The 15224-nt window shown below is 56.3% G+C and carries 6 protein-coding genes and 3 tRNA genes; 5 read left to right on the plus strand and 4 right to left on the minus strand.

The features are described 5' to 3' along the window. The first annotated feature begins 4 nt into the window (after nt 1-4). The 4 genes from recC to recD all read left to right on the plus strand — a co-directional run bounded on the left by recC (nt 5) and on the right by recD (nt 11757). Nucleotides 5-3379, plus strand: coding sequence for an exodeoxyribonuclease V subunit gamma (recC, locus tag SK62_RS03905; RefSeq protein ID WP_047719237.1), 3375 nt, complete (start codon nt 5-7; stop codon nt 3377-3379). Nucleotides 3380-3518: 139 nt separating this feature from the next. Further along, nucleotides 3519-6401, plus strand: coding sequence for a pitrilysin (ptrA, locus tag SK62_RS03910; protein ID WP_047719238.1), 2883 nt, complete (start codon nt 3519-3521; stop codon nt 6399-6401). Continuing rightward, nucleotides 6398-9940: an exodeoxyribonuclease V subunit beta gene (gene recB / locus SK62_RS03915; RefSeq protein WP_048249295.1), complete on the plus strand. Its 3543-nt coding sequence runs from the start codon at nt 6398-6400 to the stop codon at nt 9938-9940. The genes ptrA and recB overlap by 4 nt, the downstream gene beginning before the upstream one ends. Next, nucleotides 9937-11757, plus strand: coding sequence for an exodeoxyribonuclease V subunit alpha (recD, locus tag SK62_RS03920; protein ID WP_047719240.1), 1821 nt, complete (start codon nt 9937-9939; stop codon nt 11755-11757). The genes recB and recD overlap by 4 nt, the downstream gene beginning before the upstream one ends. A gap of 33 nt (nt 11758-11790) precedes the next feature. Here recD and argA read toward each other — a convergent pair whose 3' ends face one another. Then, a complete protein-coding gene (gene argA / locus SK62_RS03925) occupies nt 11791-13122 on the minus strand; it encodes an amino-acid N-acetyltransferase (RefSeq protein ID WP_015571744.1) in 1332 nt (443 codons plus the stop codon). Nucleotides 13123-13349: 227 nt separating this feature from the next. Here argA and amiC point away from each other — a divergent pair, with 227 nt between their 5' ends. Beyond that, a complete protein-coding gene (amiC, locus tag SK62_RS03930) occupies nt 13350-14603 on the plus strand; it encodes an N-acetylmuramoyl-L-alanine amidase AmiC (RefSeq protein ID WP_017382840.1) in 1254 nt (417 codons plus the stop codon). An 89-nt stretch (nt 14604-14692) separates the two neighbouring features. On the opposite strand, the gene SK62_RS03935 is transcribed toward amiC, so the two are convergent. The 3 genes from SK62_RS03935 to SK62_RS03945 all read right to left on the minus strand — a co-directional run bounded on the left by SK62_RS03935 (nt 14693) and on the right by SK62_RS03945 (nt 15138). Further along, nucleotides 14693-14769: transfer RNA gene (locus SK62_RS03935), tRNA-Met, on the minus strand. Between the two features lie 44 nt (nt 14770-14813). Then, nucleotides 14814-14890, minus strand: a tRNA-Met gene (locus SK62_RS03940). Nucleotides 14891-15061: 171 nt separating this feature from the next. Continuing rightward, nucleotides 15062-15138, minus strand: a tRNA-Met gene (locus SK62_RS03945). Nucleotides 15139-15224 lie beyond the last annotated feature (86 nt).

Below are 15224 nucleotides of genomic sequence, written 5' to 3' on the forward strand. Positions count from 1 at the left end.
GTTTATGCTAAGGGTTTACCACTCAAATCGTCTGGATGTGCTGGAAGCACTGATGGAGTATATCGTTGAGCAAGAGCGTCTTGACGATCCGTTTGAGCCAGAAATGGTGCTGGTGCAGAGCACCGGTATGGCGCAGTGGCTGCAAATGTCCCTTTCGCAGAAATTTGGCATTGCGGCGAACATCGATTTTCCGCTGCCCGCGAGCTTTATCTGGGAGATGTTTGTTCGCGTCCTGCCGGATATTCCTGAGCAGAGCGCCTTCAACAAACAAAGCATGGCCTGGAAACTGATGACGCTGCTGCCGGACATGCTGGCGCATGATGAGTTTGCCATGCTGCGGCACTATCTGAATGACGACACCGACAAGCGTAAACTTTTCCAGCTGGCCTCACGTACTGCCGACCTTTATGACCAGTATCTGGTTTACCGTGCAGACTGGCTGATTCGCTGGGAAGCGGGAGAATTAGTCGATGGGTTACCGGAAGCGCAAATCTGGCAGGCGCCGCTCTGGAAAGCGCTGGTCGAGCATACCGGGAAACTCGGTCAGCCTAAGTGGCACCGTGCTAACCTGTACGATCGCTTTATCTCAATACTTGAGAACAGCGCAGAACGGCCAGCCCGTTTGCCGTCACGCGTGTTCATTTGCGGTATCTCCGCGCTGCCGCCTGTCTACCTGAACGCGCTAAAAGCGCTCGGTAAGCATACTGATATCCATATCCTCTTTACCAACCCGTGTCGGCACTATTGGGGGGATATTCAGGATCCGCGCTGGCTTTCACGGCTGGTCACCCGCCAGAGAAAACGCCTCTTTGAGGAACGCGCCGTGCCGCTGTTTAAAGACAGTGAAAATGCGGCGCAGCTTTTTGATGAAGAGGGGATTCAGAACCTGCCGAACCCGCTGCTTGCCTCGTGGGGCAAGCTCGGACGCGACTATATTTATCTGCTTTCTGAAATCACCTCCTCGGGAGAAGGGGATGTGGATGCGTTTGCGGATATTACGCCGGACAGCCTGCTGCACAATATTCAGCTTGATATTCTGGATTTGGAAAACCGTGCCGTTGCCGGGATCACTGCCGAAGAGTTTGCGCGAAGCGATAAGAAGCGAAAACTGGATCCTGACGATCGCAGTATCGCGATCCACGTTTGCCACAGCCCACAGCGTGAAGTTGAAATTCTTCATGACCGCCTGCTGGCCATGTTACAGGACGATCCAACCCTGACACCGCGCGATATCGTGGTGATGGTGGCGGATATCGACAGCTACAGCCCGTTTATTCAGGCGGTATTTGGCAGCGCAACGGGCGACCGCTATCTGCCCTACGCAATCTCTGACCGTCGCGCTCGTCAGTCACACCCGGCGCTACAGGCCTTTCTCAGCCTGCTTTCGCTGCCTGATAGCCGGTTTATCTCTGAGGATGTGCTGGCACTGCTGGATGTGCCAGTTCTGGCCGCACGTTTCAACATTAACGAAGAGGGGTTGCGCTATCTGCGCCAGTGGGTCAACGAATCTGGTGTCCGCTGGGGTATCGACGATGATAACGTCCAGGAGTTCGAACTCCCTGCGACCGGCCAGCATACCTGGCAGTTTGGCCTGACGCGCATGCTGCTGGGGTATGCGATGGAGAGCATCCACGGCGAATGGAATGACGTGCTGCCGTACGATGAATCCAGTGGGTTGATCGCGGAACTGGTTGGTCACTTAGCCTCGCTGCTTATGCAGCTCAACCGCTGGCGCCGTGCGTTGATGCAGCCCCGCCCGCTCGAAGAGTGGCTGCCGATTTGCCGCGAAATGCTGAATGATTTCTTTCTGCCGGACAGCGAAACTGAAGCCGCCATGGCGCTTATCGAGAAGCAGTGGCAGGCCATCGTTGATGAGGGGGTTAATTCGCACTATCACGAGGCGGTTCCTCTTTCGCTTCTGCGTGATGAGCTGACGCAACGTCTCGATCAGGAGCGCATCAGCCAGCGCTTCCTTGCGGGGCCGGTGAATATTTGTACCCTGATGCCAATGCGTTCAATCCCGTTCAAAGTGGTCTGTCTGCTTGGCATGAACGACGGTATTTATCCGCGTGCGCTTCCACCTCTGGGTTTTGATCTCATGAGCGCACAACCGAAGCGGGGCGACCGCAGCCGCCGCGATGATGACCGTTATCTCTTTCTTGAGGCGCTGATGTCTGCGCAAAGCAGGCTGTATATCAGCTATATCGGTCGTTCAATTCAGGACAACAGCGAGCGTTTCCCGTCTGTGCTGGTGCAGGAGCTGGTGGATTACATCGGACAGAGTCACTATCTGCCGGGCGATGAAGCCTGCAACTGCGACGAAAGCGAACGTCGGGTGATAGCGCATATCACCTGTCACCATAGCCGTATGCCGTTTGATCCTGTCAATTACGTTCCTGATGAACTGCAAAGCTACGCCCGCGAGTGGCTTCCCGCCGCGAAGAAAGCGGGGACGCCGCAAACCGATTTTATTCAGACGCTCGAACCGCGCGTCATAGATACCCTCTCGTTTGAGCAGCTACAGCGTTTTTGGGCGCACCCGGTCCGGGCTTTTTTCCAGCAACGCTTGCAGGTGAATTTCCGCTCTGAAGAGAGCGAAATCCCCGATGCGGAACCGTTTATTCTTGATGGGCTGGAGCGTTTTAAGCTTAATTCCCAGCTTCTGAATGCGCTGGTTGACGAAGAAGACGCCAGTAAACTGTTCCGACGTTACAGGGCGTCGGGATTACTTCCGTATGGTGCATTCGGCGAAATCGTCTGGGATGCCCAGTGCGAGGAGATGCGAGCGCTTGCTGACCGCGTTATCGCGTGTCGGCAGCCGGCGAGCAGCATTGAAATCGATCTCGATTGTAACGGTATGCACCTCAGCGGCTGGCTCACGCACGTGCAGTCTGACGGGCTGCTGCGCTGGCGGCCATCCATGCTCAGCGTTTCACATGGCCTGCAACTCTGGCTAGAACATCTTGTCTACAGTGCGAGTGGTCACGAAGGTGAAAGCCGGTTGTTTGTACGTAAGGACGGCGAATGGCGTTTCCCGCCGATGGAGCCTGAGCAGGCGTTGACGTATCTGTCGCTTTATATTGAAGGTTACCGTCAGGGCATGAACAAACCTCTGCTTTTGCTGCCTGAAAGTGGGGGGGCGTGGATAAAAGCCTGTTACGACGCGCAGAATGATGCCATGTTAACGGATGAGGCTTCGCTCCAGAAAGCGCGCAGCAAGTTTTTGCAGGCCTACGAAGGGAACATGATGGTACGTGGCGAAGGTGACGATGTCTGGTATCAACGTTTATGGCGAACGCTGGAGCCAGACTATTTCGACATTATCACCCAGGAGGCGCAACGCTACCTGTTACCGTTGTTCAAATTTAATCAGTCCTGAGTGCTGTATAAAAATTGCGCAGTATGAGGTGTTCATTTATGATGCACCACTTATCACGGACTGATGTACCCAAAGAAAGAGATGCTGGCGTGTCCAGCACGCACGTTGTTAATGATGTAGCCGTGATAAAGAGGTCGTAATGCCAGGCAGCACCTTGTTCAAAGCGTTTGTTTTGTTTATCGCCCTTTGGGCTCCCGTCACTCAGGCCGATTCCGGTTGGCAACCTGTCAAGGAAACAATCCGTAAGAGCGATAAGGACACCCGTGAGTATCAGGCGATTCGTCTTGATAACGGGATGACCGTGCTGCTGGTTTCCGATCCTCAGGCGGTGAAATCGCTCTCCGCGCTGGTTGTGCCGGTGGGTTCGCTGGAAGATCCTGACGCCCATCCTGGACTGGCTCACTACCTTGAGCACATGACGCTGATGGGCTCTAAAAAATACCCACAGCCTGACAGCCTGTCCGAATTTCTGAAAATGCATGGCGGCAGCCACAACGCCAGTACCGCGCCGTATCGCACCGCGTTTTACCTGGAAGTGGAAAATGATGCGCTTGATGGGGCGGTGGACCGTCTGGCGGATGCCATCGCCGCACCGCTGCTGGATAAAAAATACGCTGACCGGGAACGTAATGCCGTGAACGCCGAACTGACGATGGCGCGCACGCGAGACGGTATGCGCATGGCGCAGGTTAGCGCTGAAACCATCAATCCGGCGCACCCGGGTTCGCGCTTCTCAGGCGGCAACCTTGAAACGCTGAGCGACAAGCCAGGTAGCCCGGTGCTCGATGCGCTGCATGCGTTTCGTGAAAAATACTATTCCGCCAATCTGATGAAAGCGGTTATCTACAGCAATAAACCGTTGCCGACGCTGGCAAACATGGCCGCGCAGACCTACGGCAGGGTGCCAAATAAAAATATCGATCTGCCGCAGATTAACGTGCCGGTTGTCACGGACGCGCAAAAAGGCATTGTTATTCACTATGTGCCGGCCTTGCCGCGCAAGGTGTTACGCGTTGAATTCCGTATTGATAACAACACGGCGCAGTTCCGCAGCAAAACCGACGAGCTGGTGACGTATCTTATCGGCAACCGCAGCCCGGGTACGCTCTCCGACTGGCTGCAAAAGCAGGGGCTGGTGGAAGGTATTCGCGCTGACTCCGATCCCGTTGTAAATGGGAATAGCGGCGTGCTGGCCATCTCCGCGACGCTGACCGATAAAGGGCTGGCTCACCGGGACGACGTCGTTGCGGCCATTTTCAGTTACCTCTCTCTGCTGCGCGACAAAGGGGTCGATAAACGCTACTTTGACGAGCTGGCGCACGTGCTGGATCTCGATTTCCGCTATCCCTCTATCACGCGTGATATGGACTACGTTGAGTGGCTGGCAGATACCATGATCCGCGTGCCGGTGGAACATACGCTGGATGCGGTAAATATTGCCGACCAGTATGACGCCGGAGCGCTCAAAGCGCGTCTGGCGATGATGACTCCGCAGAATGCTCGGGTCTGGTATATCAGCCCGAACGAACCGCATAACAAAATGGCCTACTTCGTTGATGCCCCGTATCAGGTTGAAAAAATCAGCGAACAGACCTTCGCGGGCTGGCAGGAAAAGGCGGGGGAAATTGCGCTGACGTTACCGGAACTTAACCCCTACATCCCGGACGATTTCTCGCTGATCAAACCCGCAAAGGCGTATCCGCACCCGGAGCTGATTGTTGATGAGCCGACGCTGCGCGTGGTCTACACCCCAAGCCGCTATTTCGCCGACGAGCCAAAAGCGGATGTTAGCGTGGTGCTGCGTAACCCCAAAGCAATGGACAGCGCCAGAAACCAGGTGCTGTTTGCGCTTAACGATTATCTGGCCGGTATTGCTCTCGATCAGCTCAGCAACCAGGCTGCCGTTGGTGGTATCAGTTTCTCCACCAATGCCAATAACGGCCTGATGGTGAATGCCAACGGCTATACCCAGCGTTTGCCGCAGCTGTTCCAGGCGCTGCTGGACGGTTATTTCAGCTATACGCCTACGGAAGAACAGCTCGAGCAGGCTAAGTCCTGGTATGCCCAGATGATGGATTCTGCCGAGAAGGGTAAAGCCTACGATCAGGCGATTATGCCAGCACAGATGCTGTCGCAAATTCCGTACTTCCAGCGCGAAGATCGCCGCGCGTTATTGCCCTCAGTCACCTTAAAAGAGGTGCTGGCTTACCGTGATGCGCTGAAAACCAATACCCGTCCGGAGTTCCTGGTTGTAGGGAATATGAGCGAAGATCAGGCTAAAACGCTGGCGCAAAACGTCCGTGCGCAACTGGGTTCAAAAGGCGATGAGTGGTGCCGTAATCAGGATGTGCTGGTAGAGAAAAAGCAGAACGTGATCTTCGAAAAAGCGGGAAGCAGCACGGATTCCGCGCTGGCCGCGGTGTTTGTCCCTGTCGGTTATGACGAATTTACCAGCTCTGCCCAGAGTGCGGTTCTCGGTCAAATTATTCAGCCGTGGTTTTACAACCAGCTGCGCACCGAAGAGCAACTGGGCTATGCGGTATTCGCTTTCTCTATGAATGTGGGCCGTCAGTGGGGGCTGGGCTTCCTTCTGCAAAGCAGCGACAAGCAACCCGCTTACCTGTGGCAGCGTTATCAGGCGTTCTTCCCGCAGGCGGAAGCAAAACTGCGCGCCATGAAGCCGGAAGAGTTTGCCCAGATCCAGCAGGCGGTTATCGCCCAGGTGATGCAGCCGCCGCAGACGCTGGGTGAAGAGGCCTCGCAGCTGAGCAAAGATTTTGATCGCGGTAATATGAAATTTGATTCGCGTGATAAAATAGTGGCCGAAATAAAACAGCTGACGCCACAAAAGGTTGCCGATTTCTTCCATCAGGCGGTAGTAAAACCGCAGGGTATGGCCATCCTGTCTCAGGTTTCTGGCAGCCAGAACGGGAAAACGGACTACGTAAAATCAAAAGAGTGGACCGTCTGGAAGAGCGTCAGCGCGCTGCAACAAACTATGCCCTGGAGTAAGAAAGAATGACCCATACCGCTGAGCCGCTTGATCCCCTAAGTTTACCTCTACAGGGTGAGCGACTGATTGAAGCCTCAGCGGGAACGGGAAAAACCTATACCATCGCCGCGCTCTATCTGCGTCTGCTGTTGGGGCTCGGCGGCAACGCCGCTTTTTCGCGCCCGTTAAGCGTGGAAGAGCTGCTGGTGGTAACCTTCACCGAAGCGGCCACTGCCGAGCTGCGTGGCCGTATTCGCAGCAACATTCATGAGCTGCGCATCGCCTGTTTGCGTCAGACGACGGATAACCCCCTCTACGCGAGCCTGCTGGACGAGATTGCGGATAAGCAACAGGCTGCGCAATGGCTGCTGTTGGCCGAGCGGCAAATGGATGAAGCGTCCGTCTTCACCATTCACGGTTTTTGTCAGCGCATGTTAAGCCTGAATGCGTTTGAATCCGGCATGCTCTTTGAGCAGCAGCTTATTGAAGATGAATCCGAGCTTCGCTATCAGGCCTGTGCGGATTTCTGGCGTCGTCACTGTTATCCATTGCAGCGCGACATTGCCGAAGCGGTTCACGCCCTGTGGAAAGGTCCGGAAGAGCTTCTTCGCGCCATCGACCGTTACCTGCAAGGCGAAGCGCCGGTCATTAAATCTCCGCCGCCTGCCGATGAAACGCTGGCCTCGCGCCATGAAAAGATCGTCGCCAAAATTGCGACGCTTAAGCAGAAGTGGAATGAGTCGGTTGGTGAAATTGATGCAATCATCGAAAACTCAGGCATCGACAGACGCAAGTTCAACCGTGGGAACCAGGGGAAGTGGATCGAAAAGATCAGTGTCTGGGCCCAGGAGGAGACGCGGGGCTACCAGCTTCCGGACGCACTGGAAAAATTTTCGCAGCGCTTTTTGACCGAGCGAACCAAAGCCGACGGCATTGTGCCTGAGCATTCCCTGTTTGTGGCGATTGATGCGCTGCTTGCGGAGCCATTAACGCTCAATGACCTGATGATCACACGCGCCATGACGGAGATCCGCCAGGCCGTCGCGCGCGAAAAACGTCGCCGGGGCGAGCTGGGGTTTGATGACATGCTGAGCCGCCTGGACGAGGCGCTGTCCAGCGAGAATGGTGAAGCGCTCGCCAGCGCGATCCGTACCCGTTTTCCGGTGGCGATGATTGACGAATTTCAGGACACCGACCCTCAGCAGTACCGCATTTTTCGCCGCATCTGGCGACAGCAGCCCGACACTGCCCTGTTGTTGATAGGCGACCCTAAACAGGCGATTTACGCCTTCCGTGGGGCAGATATCTTCACCTATATGAAAGCCCGTAGTGAGGTTGTCGCGCATTACACGTTAGACACTAACTGGCGTTCCGCTCCGGGGATGGTTGAGAGCGTCAATGCGCTGTTCAGCCGTATGGAGACGGCGTTCATGTTCAATGAAATCCCTTTCCTGCCGGTGAAATCCGCCCCAAAAAACGCATCCCTGCGCTTCGAAGTCAGTAGCGCGGTGCAACCCGCCATGACCTTCTGGCTGCTGGGAGGGGAAGGCTATGGGGTTGCCGACTATCAGGCGGCGATGGCCCAGCACTGCGCCGCGCAAATCCGTGACTGGCTGAGCGCAGGCGCGCGCGGCGAGGCGCTGCTTTGGCAGGGGGAACAGGCAAATCCTGTTAAAGCCTCTGATATTACCGTGCTGGTGCGCAGTCGTCAGGAAGCGGCGCTAATCCGCGATGCGCTAACGTTGCTGGATATTCCGTCAGTGTATCTTTCTAACCGCGACAGCGTGTTCGACACGCTGGAAGCCCAGGAAATGCTCTGGCTGCTTCAGGCGGTGCTGGCCCCGGAGCGCGAAAATACGCTTCGAAGCGCGCTGGCCAGCTCTATGCTGGGGTTGAACGCGCGCGATATAGATGAGCTCAACCATGACGAAAACGCATGGGATGCGGTGGTGGAAGAGTTTGTCCATTACCGTGAACGCTGGCAAAAACGCGGCGTCATGGCGATGCTGCGCGAATTGATGACGCGGCGTCAGATTGCCGAAAATATGCTGGCGTCATCCGGCGGTGAAAGGCGTCTTACCGATATTTTACACATCAGCGAACTGTTGCAGGAAGCCGGCACCCAGCTTGAAAGTGAACATGCCCTCGTGCGCTGGCTGGCGCAGCAAATCGCGGATCCAAACAGTAACGCCTCAAGCCAGCAGATGCGTCTTGAGAGCGATAAGCATCTGGTGCAAATCGTCACCATTCACAAATCGAAAGGTCTCGAGTATCCGCTGGTCTGGCTGCCCTTTATCGCTAACTACCGCGTTCAGGATCAGGCCTATTATCATGATCGCGAGACTTTCGATGCGGTGCTCGATCTCAGCAAGGCGGAAACCAGCGTTGAGCTGGCGGAAGCGGAGCGTCTGGCGGAGGATTTGCGCCTGCTTTACGTGGCGCTGACCCGTTCTGTCTGGCATTGCAGCCTGGGCGTCGCGCCGGTTTTCCGCCGTCGCGGGGAGAAAACAGGGGAGAGCGATTTCCATTTAAGCGCCTTAGGGCGGCTTATTCAGCGTGGTGAGCCTAAAGATGCGGCGGGGTTGCGCCTCTGTATTGAGTCGCTTTGCGGAGACGATATCGCCCTGCATATCCCTTCTCTGCCAGACAACAGCCGCTGGGAAATGGCGCAAGAGCCCGCGACCGATCTTAACGCGCGCCAGATCACACGGGTGCTTGCCGACGACTGGCGCGTCACCAGCTACTCTGGCCTGCAACAGCACGGGCAAAGTATTGCGCAGGATCTCATGCCGAAGCTGGACGTGGATGCCGCAGGGGTGGGCGATGTTCCGGTTGAACCGACGTTAACTCCACATCAGTTCCCACGCGGCGCGTCGCCGGGCACCTTTTTGCACAGCCTCTTTGAAGAGCTTGATTTCAGCCAGCCTGTCAGTGAGGAGTGGGTGCTGAAGATGTTGCAGAGCGGAGGCTATGACGCGCATTGGCAGCCCGTTCTCACTGACTGGATCAACGCCATTTTGCAGGCGCCGCTGACGACGCAGGGCTTCTCTCTTCGCCAGTTAACGGCTAAAAATAAGCAGGTTGAGATGGAGTTTTATCTGCCCGTCGCAGGCCCGCTTAAGGCCGACGCGCTCGATGCGCTCATCCGTCAGTACGATCCGCTGTCAGCCGGTTGCCCGCCGCTGAACTTCCGTCAGGTGCAGGGCATGCTGAAAGGGTTTATCGACCTGGTCTTCCGTCACGAAGGACGGTACTACCTGCTGGATTACAAATCGAACTGGCTGGGCGAGAACAGCGAAGCCTATACCCAGCAGGCGATGGCGGCAGCCATGCAAATGCATCGCTACGATCTGCAATATCAGCTCTATACCCTGGCGCTGCACCGCTATTTGCGCCACCGTATTGCGGATTATCGCTACGACGATCATTTTGGCGGTGTCATCTATCTGTTCCTGCGCGGGGTTGATGCTGCCGATCCGCGCTCCGGGATCTTCAGCACTCGTCCGGATGCGGAATTGATTAATAAAATGGATAACCTGTTTGCAGCAAACACGGAGGAGATGGCATGACGATGCAGGACTTATTGCTGGATGCGGTAGAGCAACGCGTGCTGCGTCAGCTGGACGTGCAGTTTGCCATGATGATTGCCGCTGACCAGCCCGCCGTGATGCTTGCCGCTGCCCTGTTGAGTAAAGACGCCGGAGAGGGGCATGTGTGTCTGCCGCTCTCGCGTCTGGTGGTTGACGAGAAAATGCCGCCTGTCCTCCAGTCCTGCTTTGCGCTGCTGGGAGATAAGGTGGACTGGCAGAAAATCTTGCGTGAATCGTCAGCCGTCGGGCCGGGAGACAACCAGGCACCGCTGATCCTTACGGGGGAGCGCTTATACCTGAACCGCCTGTGGCGAAACGAACTGACGGTAGCGCGTTTCTTTAGTGAGACCAATGCGCCGCTTCCCTGCGACGAAGCACAGCTTCGCCAGACGCTGGACAGGCTGTTTGACTCCGGTGAGGCCACAGACTGGCAGAAAGTGGCGGCAGCCGTCGCCCTGACGCGGCGGATCTCGGTGATATCCGGCGGCCCGGGAACCGGGAAAACAACGACCGTCGCAAAGCTGCTGGCAGCCCTGATACAGCTTTCAGGCGAGCAGCGATGCCGTATTCGTCTGGCGGCGCCCACCGGGAAGGCCGCGGCGCGTCTGACCGAATCACTGGGCGGTGCGATGCAACGGCTGCCGCTCACCCAGGAGCAGCTTGCGCTTTTCCCGGGTGAAGCAAGTACTCTGCACCGTCTGCTCGGCGCGCAGCCGGGTAGCCAGCGGCTGCGCTACCATGCGGGCAATCCGCTGCATCTGGACGTGCTGGTGGTGGATGAAGCCTCCATGATCGACCTGACCATGATGTCGCGCCTGATCGATGCGCTACCACCCCATGCGCGCGTGGTTTTCCTGGGCGATCGCGACCAGCTCGCCTCTGTAGAAGCCGGGGCGGTGCTGGGAGATATCTGTACCTACGCCAGTTACGGTTATACCGCCGCGCGGGCGCAGGAGCTCGCCCGTCTGACCGGTTGCTCGCTTGAACCCGATCACACGCCGATCGCGGGCGCACTGCGTGACAGCCTGTGCCTGCTGCAAAAAAGCTACCGTTTCGGTAGCGACTCCGGCATCGGCCAACTGGCTGCGGCGGTCAACCGTGGCGACAGGCACGCCACGCGCACGGTGTTTGACGGTTCCTTCACTGACATTGAAAAGAAATCGCTGCAAAGCGGGGAAGAGTATCAGGCTATGCTTGCGGAGGCTCTCCAGGGATACCAGCATTTTCTGAGCTGCGTGCAGCAGCGCAGTCAGCCCGGGCAGGTCATCGCCGCATTTGGCGAATACCAGCTTCTGTGCGCATTGCGGGAAGGGCCGTTTGGCGTCGCGGGCCTGAATGACAGGCTGGAGCAGCTGCTGGTGCAGAAACGCAAAATTAACCGTCAGCTGCATTCGCGATGGTATGAGGGCCGGCCAGTGATGATCTCCCGCAACGACAGTGCGCTGGGGCTGTTCAACGGGGATATCGGCATTGCGCTCGATCGCGGTAACGGTCTGCGCGTCTGGTTCCAGCTACCGGACGGTAGCGTGAAGTCCGTCCAGCCCAGCCGCCTGCCAGAGCATGAAACGGCATGGGCGATGACGGTACATAAATCTCAGGGCTCCGAGTTCAACCATGCGGCGCTGATCCTGCCGACACAGCTGTCGCCGGTTGTGACCCGCGAGCTGGTCTACACCGCCATTACCCGTGCGCGCCAGCGTCTTTCACTGTATGCGGATGAGCGCGTGTTGAGTCAGGCGATTGCCACTCGTACCGAGCGCAGAAGCGGATTAAGCGCGATATTTGAATCTGTCTGAGTGAACGCCCTCTCCAGCAGGAGAGGGTGACTGTTATCCCAGGTCCGCCATTAACACCTTCGAGCGGCGCTGGTAGTTGTACATCTCTTTCTTACTTTCCGGCAGGGAATCAATATCCACCGGCGTGAAGCCGCGCTCCTGGAACCAGTGAATGCTGCGCGTGGTAAGCACGAACAGCTTGCTCAGACCCATCTGGCGCGCCTGTGCCGCCACGCGTTCAAGCAGCAGTTCCCCCCGTGAGGAGCTACGGTAATCAGGATGCACGGCGACGCACGCCATTTCGCCAATCTGCTCTTCCGGGAACGGATAAAGCGCCGCACAGGCAATGGTCAGGTTATCCCGCTGAATGATGGTGAACTTGTCGATCTCCATCTCCAGCTGCTCGCGGGATCGGCGAACCAGAATGCCCTGTTGTTCCAGCGGACGGATCAGCTCCAGAATGCCGCCGATATCGTTGATGGTGGCACGGCGGATCTGCTCGGCGCTCTCCATGACGATCTGCGTACCGATCCCGTCACGGGAGAACAGCTCCTGCAACAGCGCGCCGTCTTCCTGATAGCTGATCAGGTGGCTGCGGCGCACCCCGCTACGGCACGCTTTAACGGCGCCGCGCAGAAAACGCACGGTACCGGAATAGTAATCGCCTTCTGCTTCCAGCGCTTCGACGCGCGCCTGGGCTTCATTCGGAAAAAGTTCTGGCACAATCACGCCCTCATCGTTCACGACACCCTGTGAGGAGCAAAAGCCGATCATTTTTTCCGCTTTCAGCTTGATGGCCAACTGGGTGGCAATCTCTTCTGAGGTCAGATTAAAACTTTCACCCGTTACGGAGACGGCAACAGGGCCCATCAGAACGATCGCGCCATTGTCTAACTGGCGGTGAATGGCTTCTTCATCAATACGGCGGATGCGGCCGCTGTGGCAGTAATCCACGCCATCGTCCACGCCGAGCGGCTGAGCGATGATAAAGTTGCCGCTCACCACGTTGATGTGCGCGCCCTGCAACGGCGTATTATTCAGGCTCATCGACAGGCGGGCGGTGATATCGAGCTGCAACAGACCCGCCGCCTGTTTGACCAGCTCGAGGGTTTTCGCATCCGTCACGCGCGTGTGTTTGTGGTAGATCGGCTCATGGTGATGGGCGGCCAGGTTGGCTTCAATTTGCGGACGTGCGCCATACACCACCACCAGACGGATGCCGAGGCTGTGCAGCAGGCCGATATCATTGACGATGCTGGAAAAGTTTTCATGCTCAATGGCTTCGCCGCCAAGCATGATGACAAACGTTTTTCCCCGATGGGTGTTGATATAGGGAACAGAATGGCGGAATCCCTGGACCAGTTCGGTTCTACGTTCCTTAACCATGACACAACCCTTAGTGAATGTTTATTCGTAATTTCTGTATTTTTATTCGATTGTGGCCGCGTGTGCAAGCCTAAATTTTCTGCGACCCACAGAAAATAATAAGTAATCCGTGCGTTAACGTATGATTGTTTACCCTTTTATAGATGACAGTTTATGCGTCATTCGTTAAAGTTTTCGGTCAATTTGGGCGTTTTGTTCATCAATCAGATTTCTTGCTCGGGAGAAGCATGTCGGGATCCAATTCAGCAATAAGCCGCCGCCGCCTGTTAAAAGGGGCCGGGGCGATGTGGTTGCTTAGCGTCAGCCAGGTGGGTCTTGCCGCCACAAGCCAGGTAGTCGCGGTGCGCGTCTGGCCGTCGTCGACCTATACGCGCGTGACGGTCGAGTCCAATCGCGTGCTGAAATACAAGCAATTTGCCCTCAGCAATCCTGAACGTGTGGTGGTTGATCTCGAAGGTGTGAACCTCAACTCCGTGCTTAAAGGCATGGCAGCTCAGATCCGTGGCGACGATCCGTTTATCAAATCGGCGCGCGTCGGGCAGTTCGATCCGCAAACCGTGCGCATGGTGTTTGAGCTGAAGCAGAACGTGAAACCTCAGCTCTTTGCCCTTGCGCCTGTAGCCGCCTTTAAGGAGCGTCTGGTGATGGATCTCTATCCGGCGAATGCGACGGATATTCAGGATCCGCTCCTGGCATTACTTGAGGATTACAACAAAGGCGATCTCGACAGCCAGGTTCCGCCAGCGCAAAGTGGCCCACAGCCGGGCAAGGCGGGGCGCGATCGCCCGATTGTGATCATGCTCGATCCTGGCCACGGCGGAGAAGATTCCGGCGCCGTCGGGAAATATCGCACCCGCGAAAAAGATGTGGTGCTGCAAATTGCCCGTCGTCTGAAGGCCTTGATCGACAAAGAGGGCAATATGCGCGCCTACATGACGCGTAACGAAGATGTCTTTATCCCGCTGAAGGTCCGCGTGGCAAAAGCGCAAAAGCAGCGCGCGGATCTGTTTGTCTCTATTCACGCGGATGCCTTCACCAGCCGCCAGCCGAGTGGATCTTCAGTGTTTGCCCTGTCAACGAAAGGGGCGACCAGTACCGCCGCGAGATACCTGGCGGACACGCAGAACGCCTCGGATTTAATTGGTGGCGTGAGCAAAAGTGGCGACCGTTACGTCGACCATACGATGTTTGATATGGTGCAGTCGCTGACCATTACCGACAGCCTGAAGTTTGGTAAAGCGGTGCTGGGCAAGCTGGGCCGGGTCAACAAGCTGCACAAAAACAGCGTCGAGCAGGCCGGATTTGCGGTACTGAAAGCGCCAGATATTCCATCCATTCTGGTCGAAACCGCGTTTATCAGTAACGTGGAAGAGGAACGTAAGCTCAAGACGGCTAAATTCCAGCAGGAAGTGGCGGAGTCGATTCTGGCGGGGATCCGGGCCTACTTCTCAGACGGGGAAACGCTGGCGCGGCGGGGGTAGGGCATTAAGCCGGGTATCATGCCCGGCATTTTCACAAACGCCAGATACAAAAAAACACCCTTCAGGGTGTTTATTGTTTTAAGAAGTGTTGGTTGCGGGGGCCGGATTTGAACCGACGACCTTCGGGTTATGAGCCCGACGAGCTACCAGGCTGCTCCACCCCGCGTCCGTCTTTCTACACTTGTAGAAACTTACTTCTTCAAATTTGATTGGTTGCGGGGGCCGGATTTGAACCGACGACCTTCGGGTTATGAGCCCGACGAGCTACCAGGCTGCTCCACCCCGCGTCCGTCTTTTTGCTTCGTATTTCAAACCACATCTGCGTTGACTTTCCTCGTTCACCTCAGTCACTTACTGGAGTAAGTTCCTAAGGATTCACTGCGTCGTCGCCTTGCTGTGATTCGAACTACTTCGCAAAAACTTCTACTGTCGTAGAAGATACTTCATCAAATTTTAATTGGTTGCGGGGGCCGGATTTGAACCGACGACCTTCGGGTTATGAGCCCGACGAGCTACCAGGCTGCTCCACCCCGCGTCCGTGGAAGCGCACTATACTCGGATAGGTTTGTGATGCAACCCCTTTTTCACATAATTCATTATTTTGTATGCAAAATGAACGGC

The sequence above is a fragment of the Enterobacter sp. BIDMC109 genome (genome assembly GCF_001037885.1).
Lineage (GTDB): Bacteria > Pseudomonadota > Gammaproteobacteria > Enterobacterales > Enterobacteriaceae > Enterobacter > Enterobacter hormaechei_C.

Coding starts and splice junctions, on each gene's coding strand:
- recC (WP_047719237.1), top strand. CDS start 5: ATGCTAAGGGTTTACCACTCAAATCGTCTGGATGTGCTGGAAGCACTG.
- ptrA (WP_047719238.1), top strand. CDS start 3,519: ATGCCAGGCAGCACCTTGTTCAAAGCGTTTGTTTTGTTTATCGCCCTT.
- recB (WP_048249295.1), top strand. CDS start 6,398: ATGACCCATACCGCTGAGCCGCTTGATCCCCTAAGTTTACCTCTACAG.
- recD (WP_047719240.1), top strand. CDS start 9,937: ATGACGATGCAGGACTTATTGCTGGATGCGGTAGAGCAACGCGTGCTG.
- argA (WP_015571744.1), bottom strand. CDS start 13,122: ATGGTTAAGGAACGTAGAACCGAACTGGTCCAGGGATTCCGCCATTCT.
- amiC (WP_017382840.1), top strand. CDS start 13,350: ATGTCGGGATCCAATTCAGCAATAAGCCGCCGCCGCCTGTTAAAAGGG.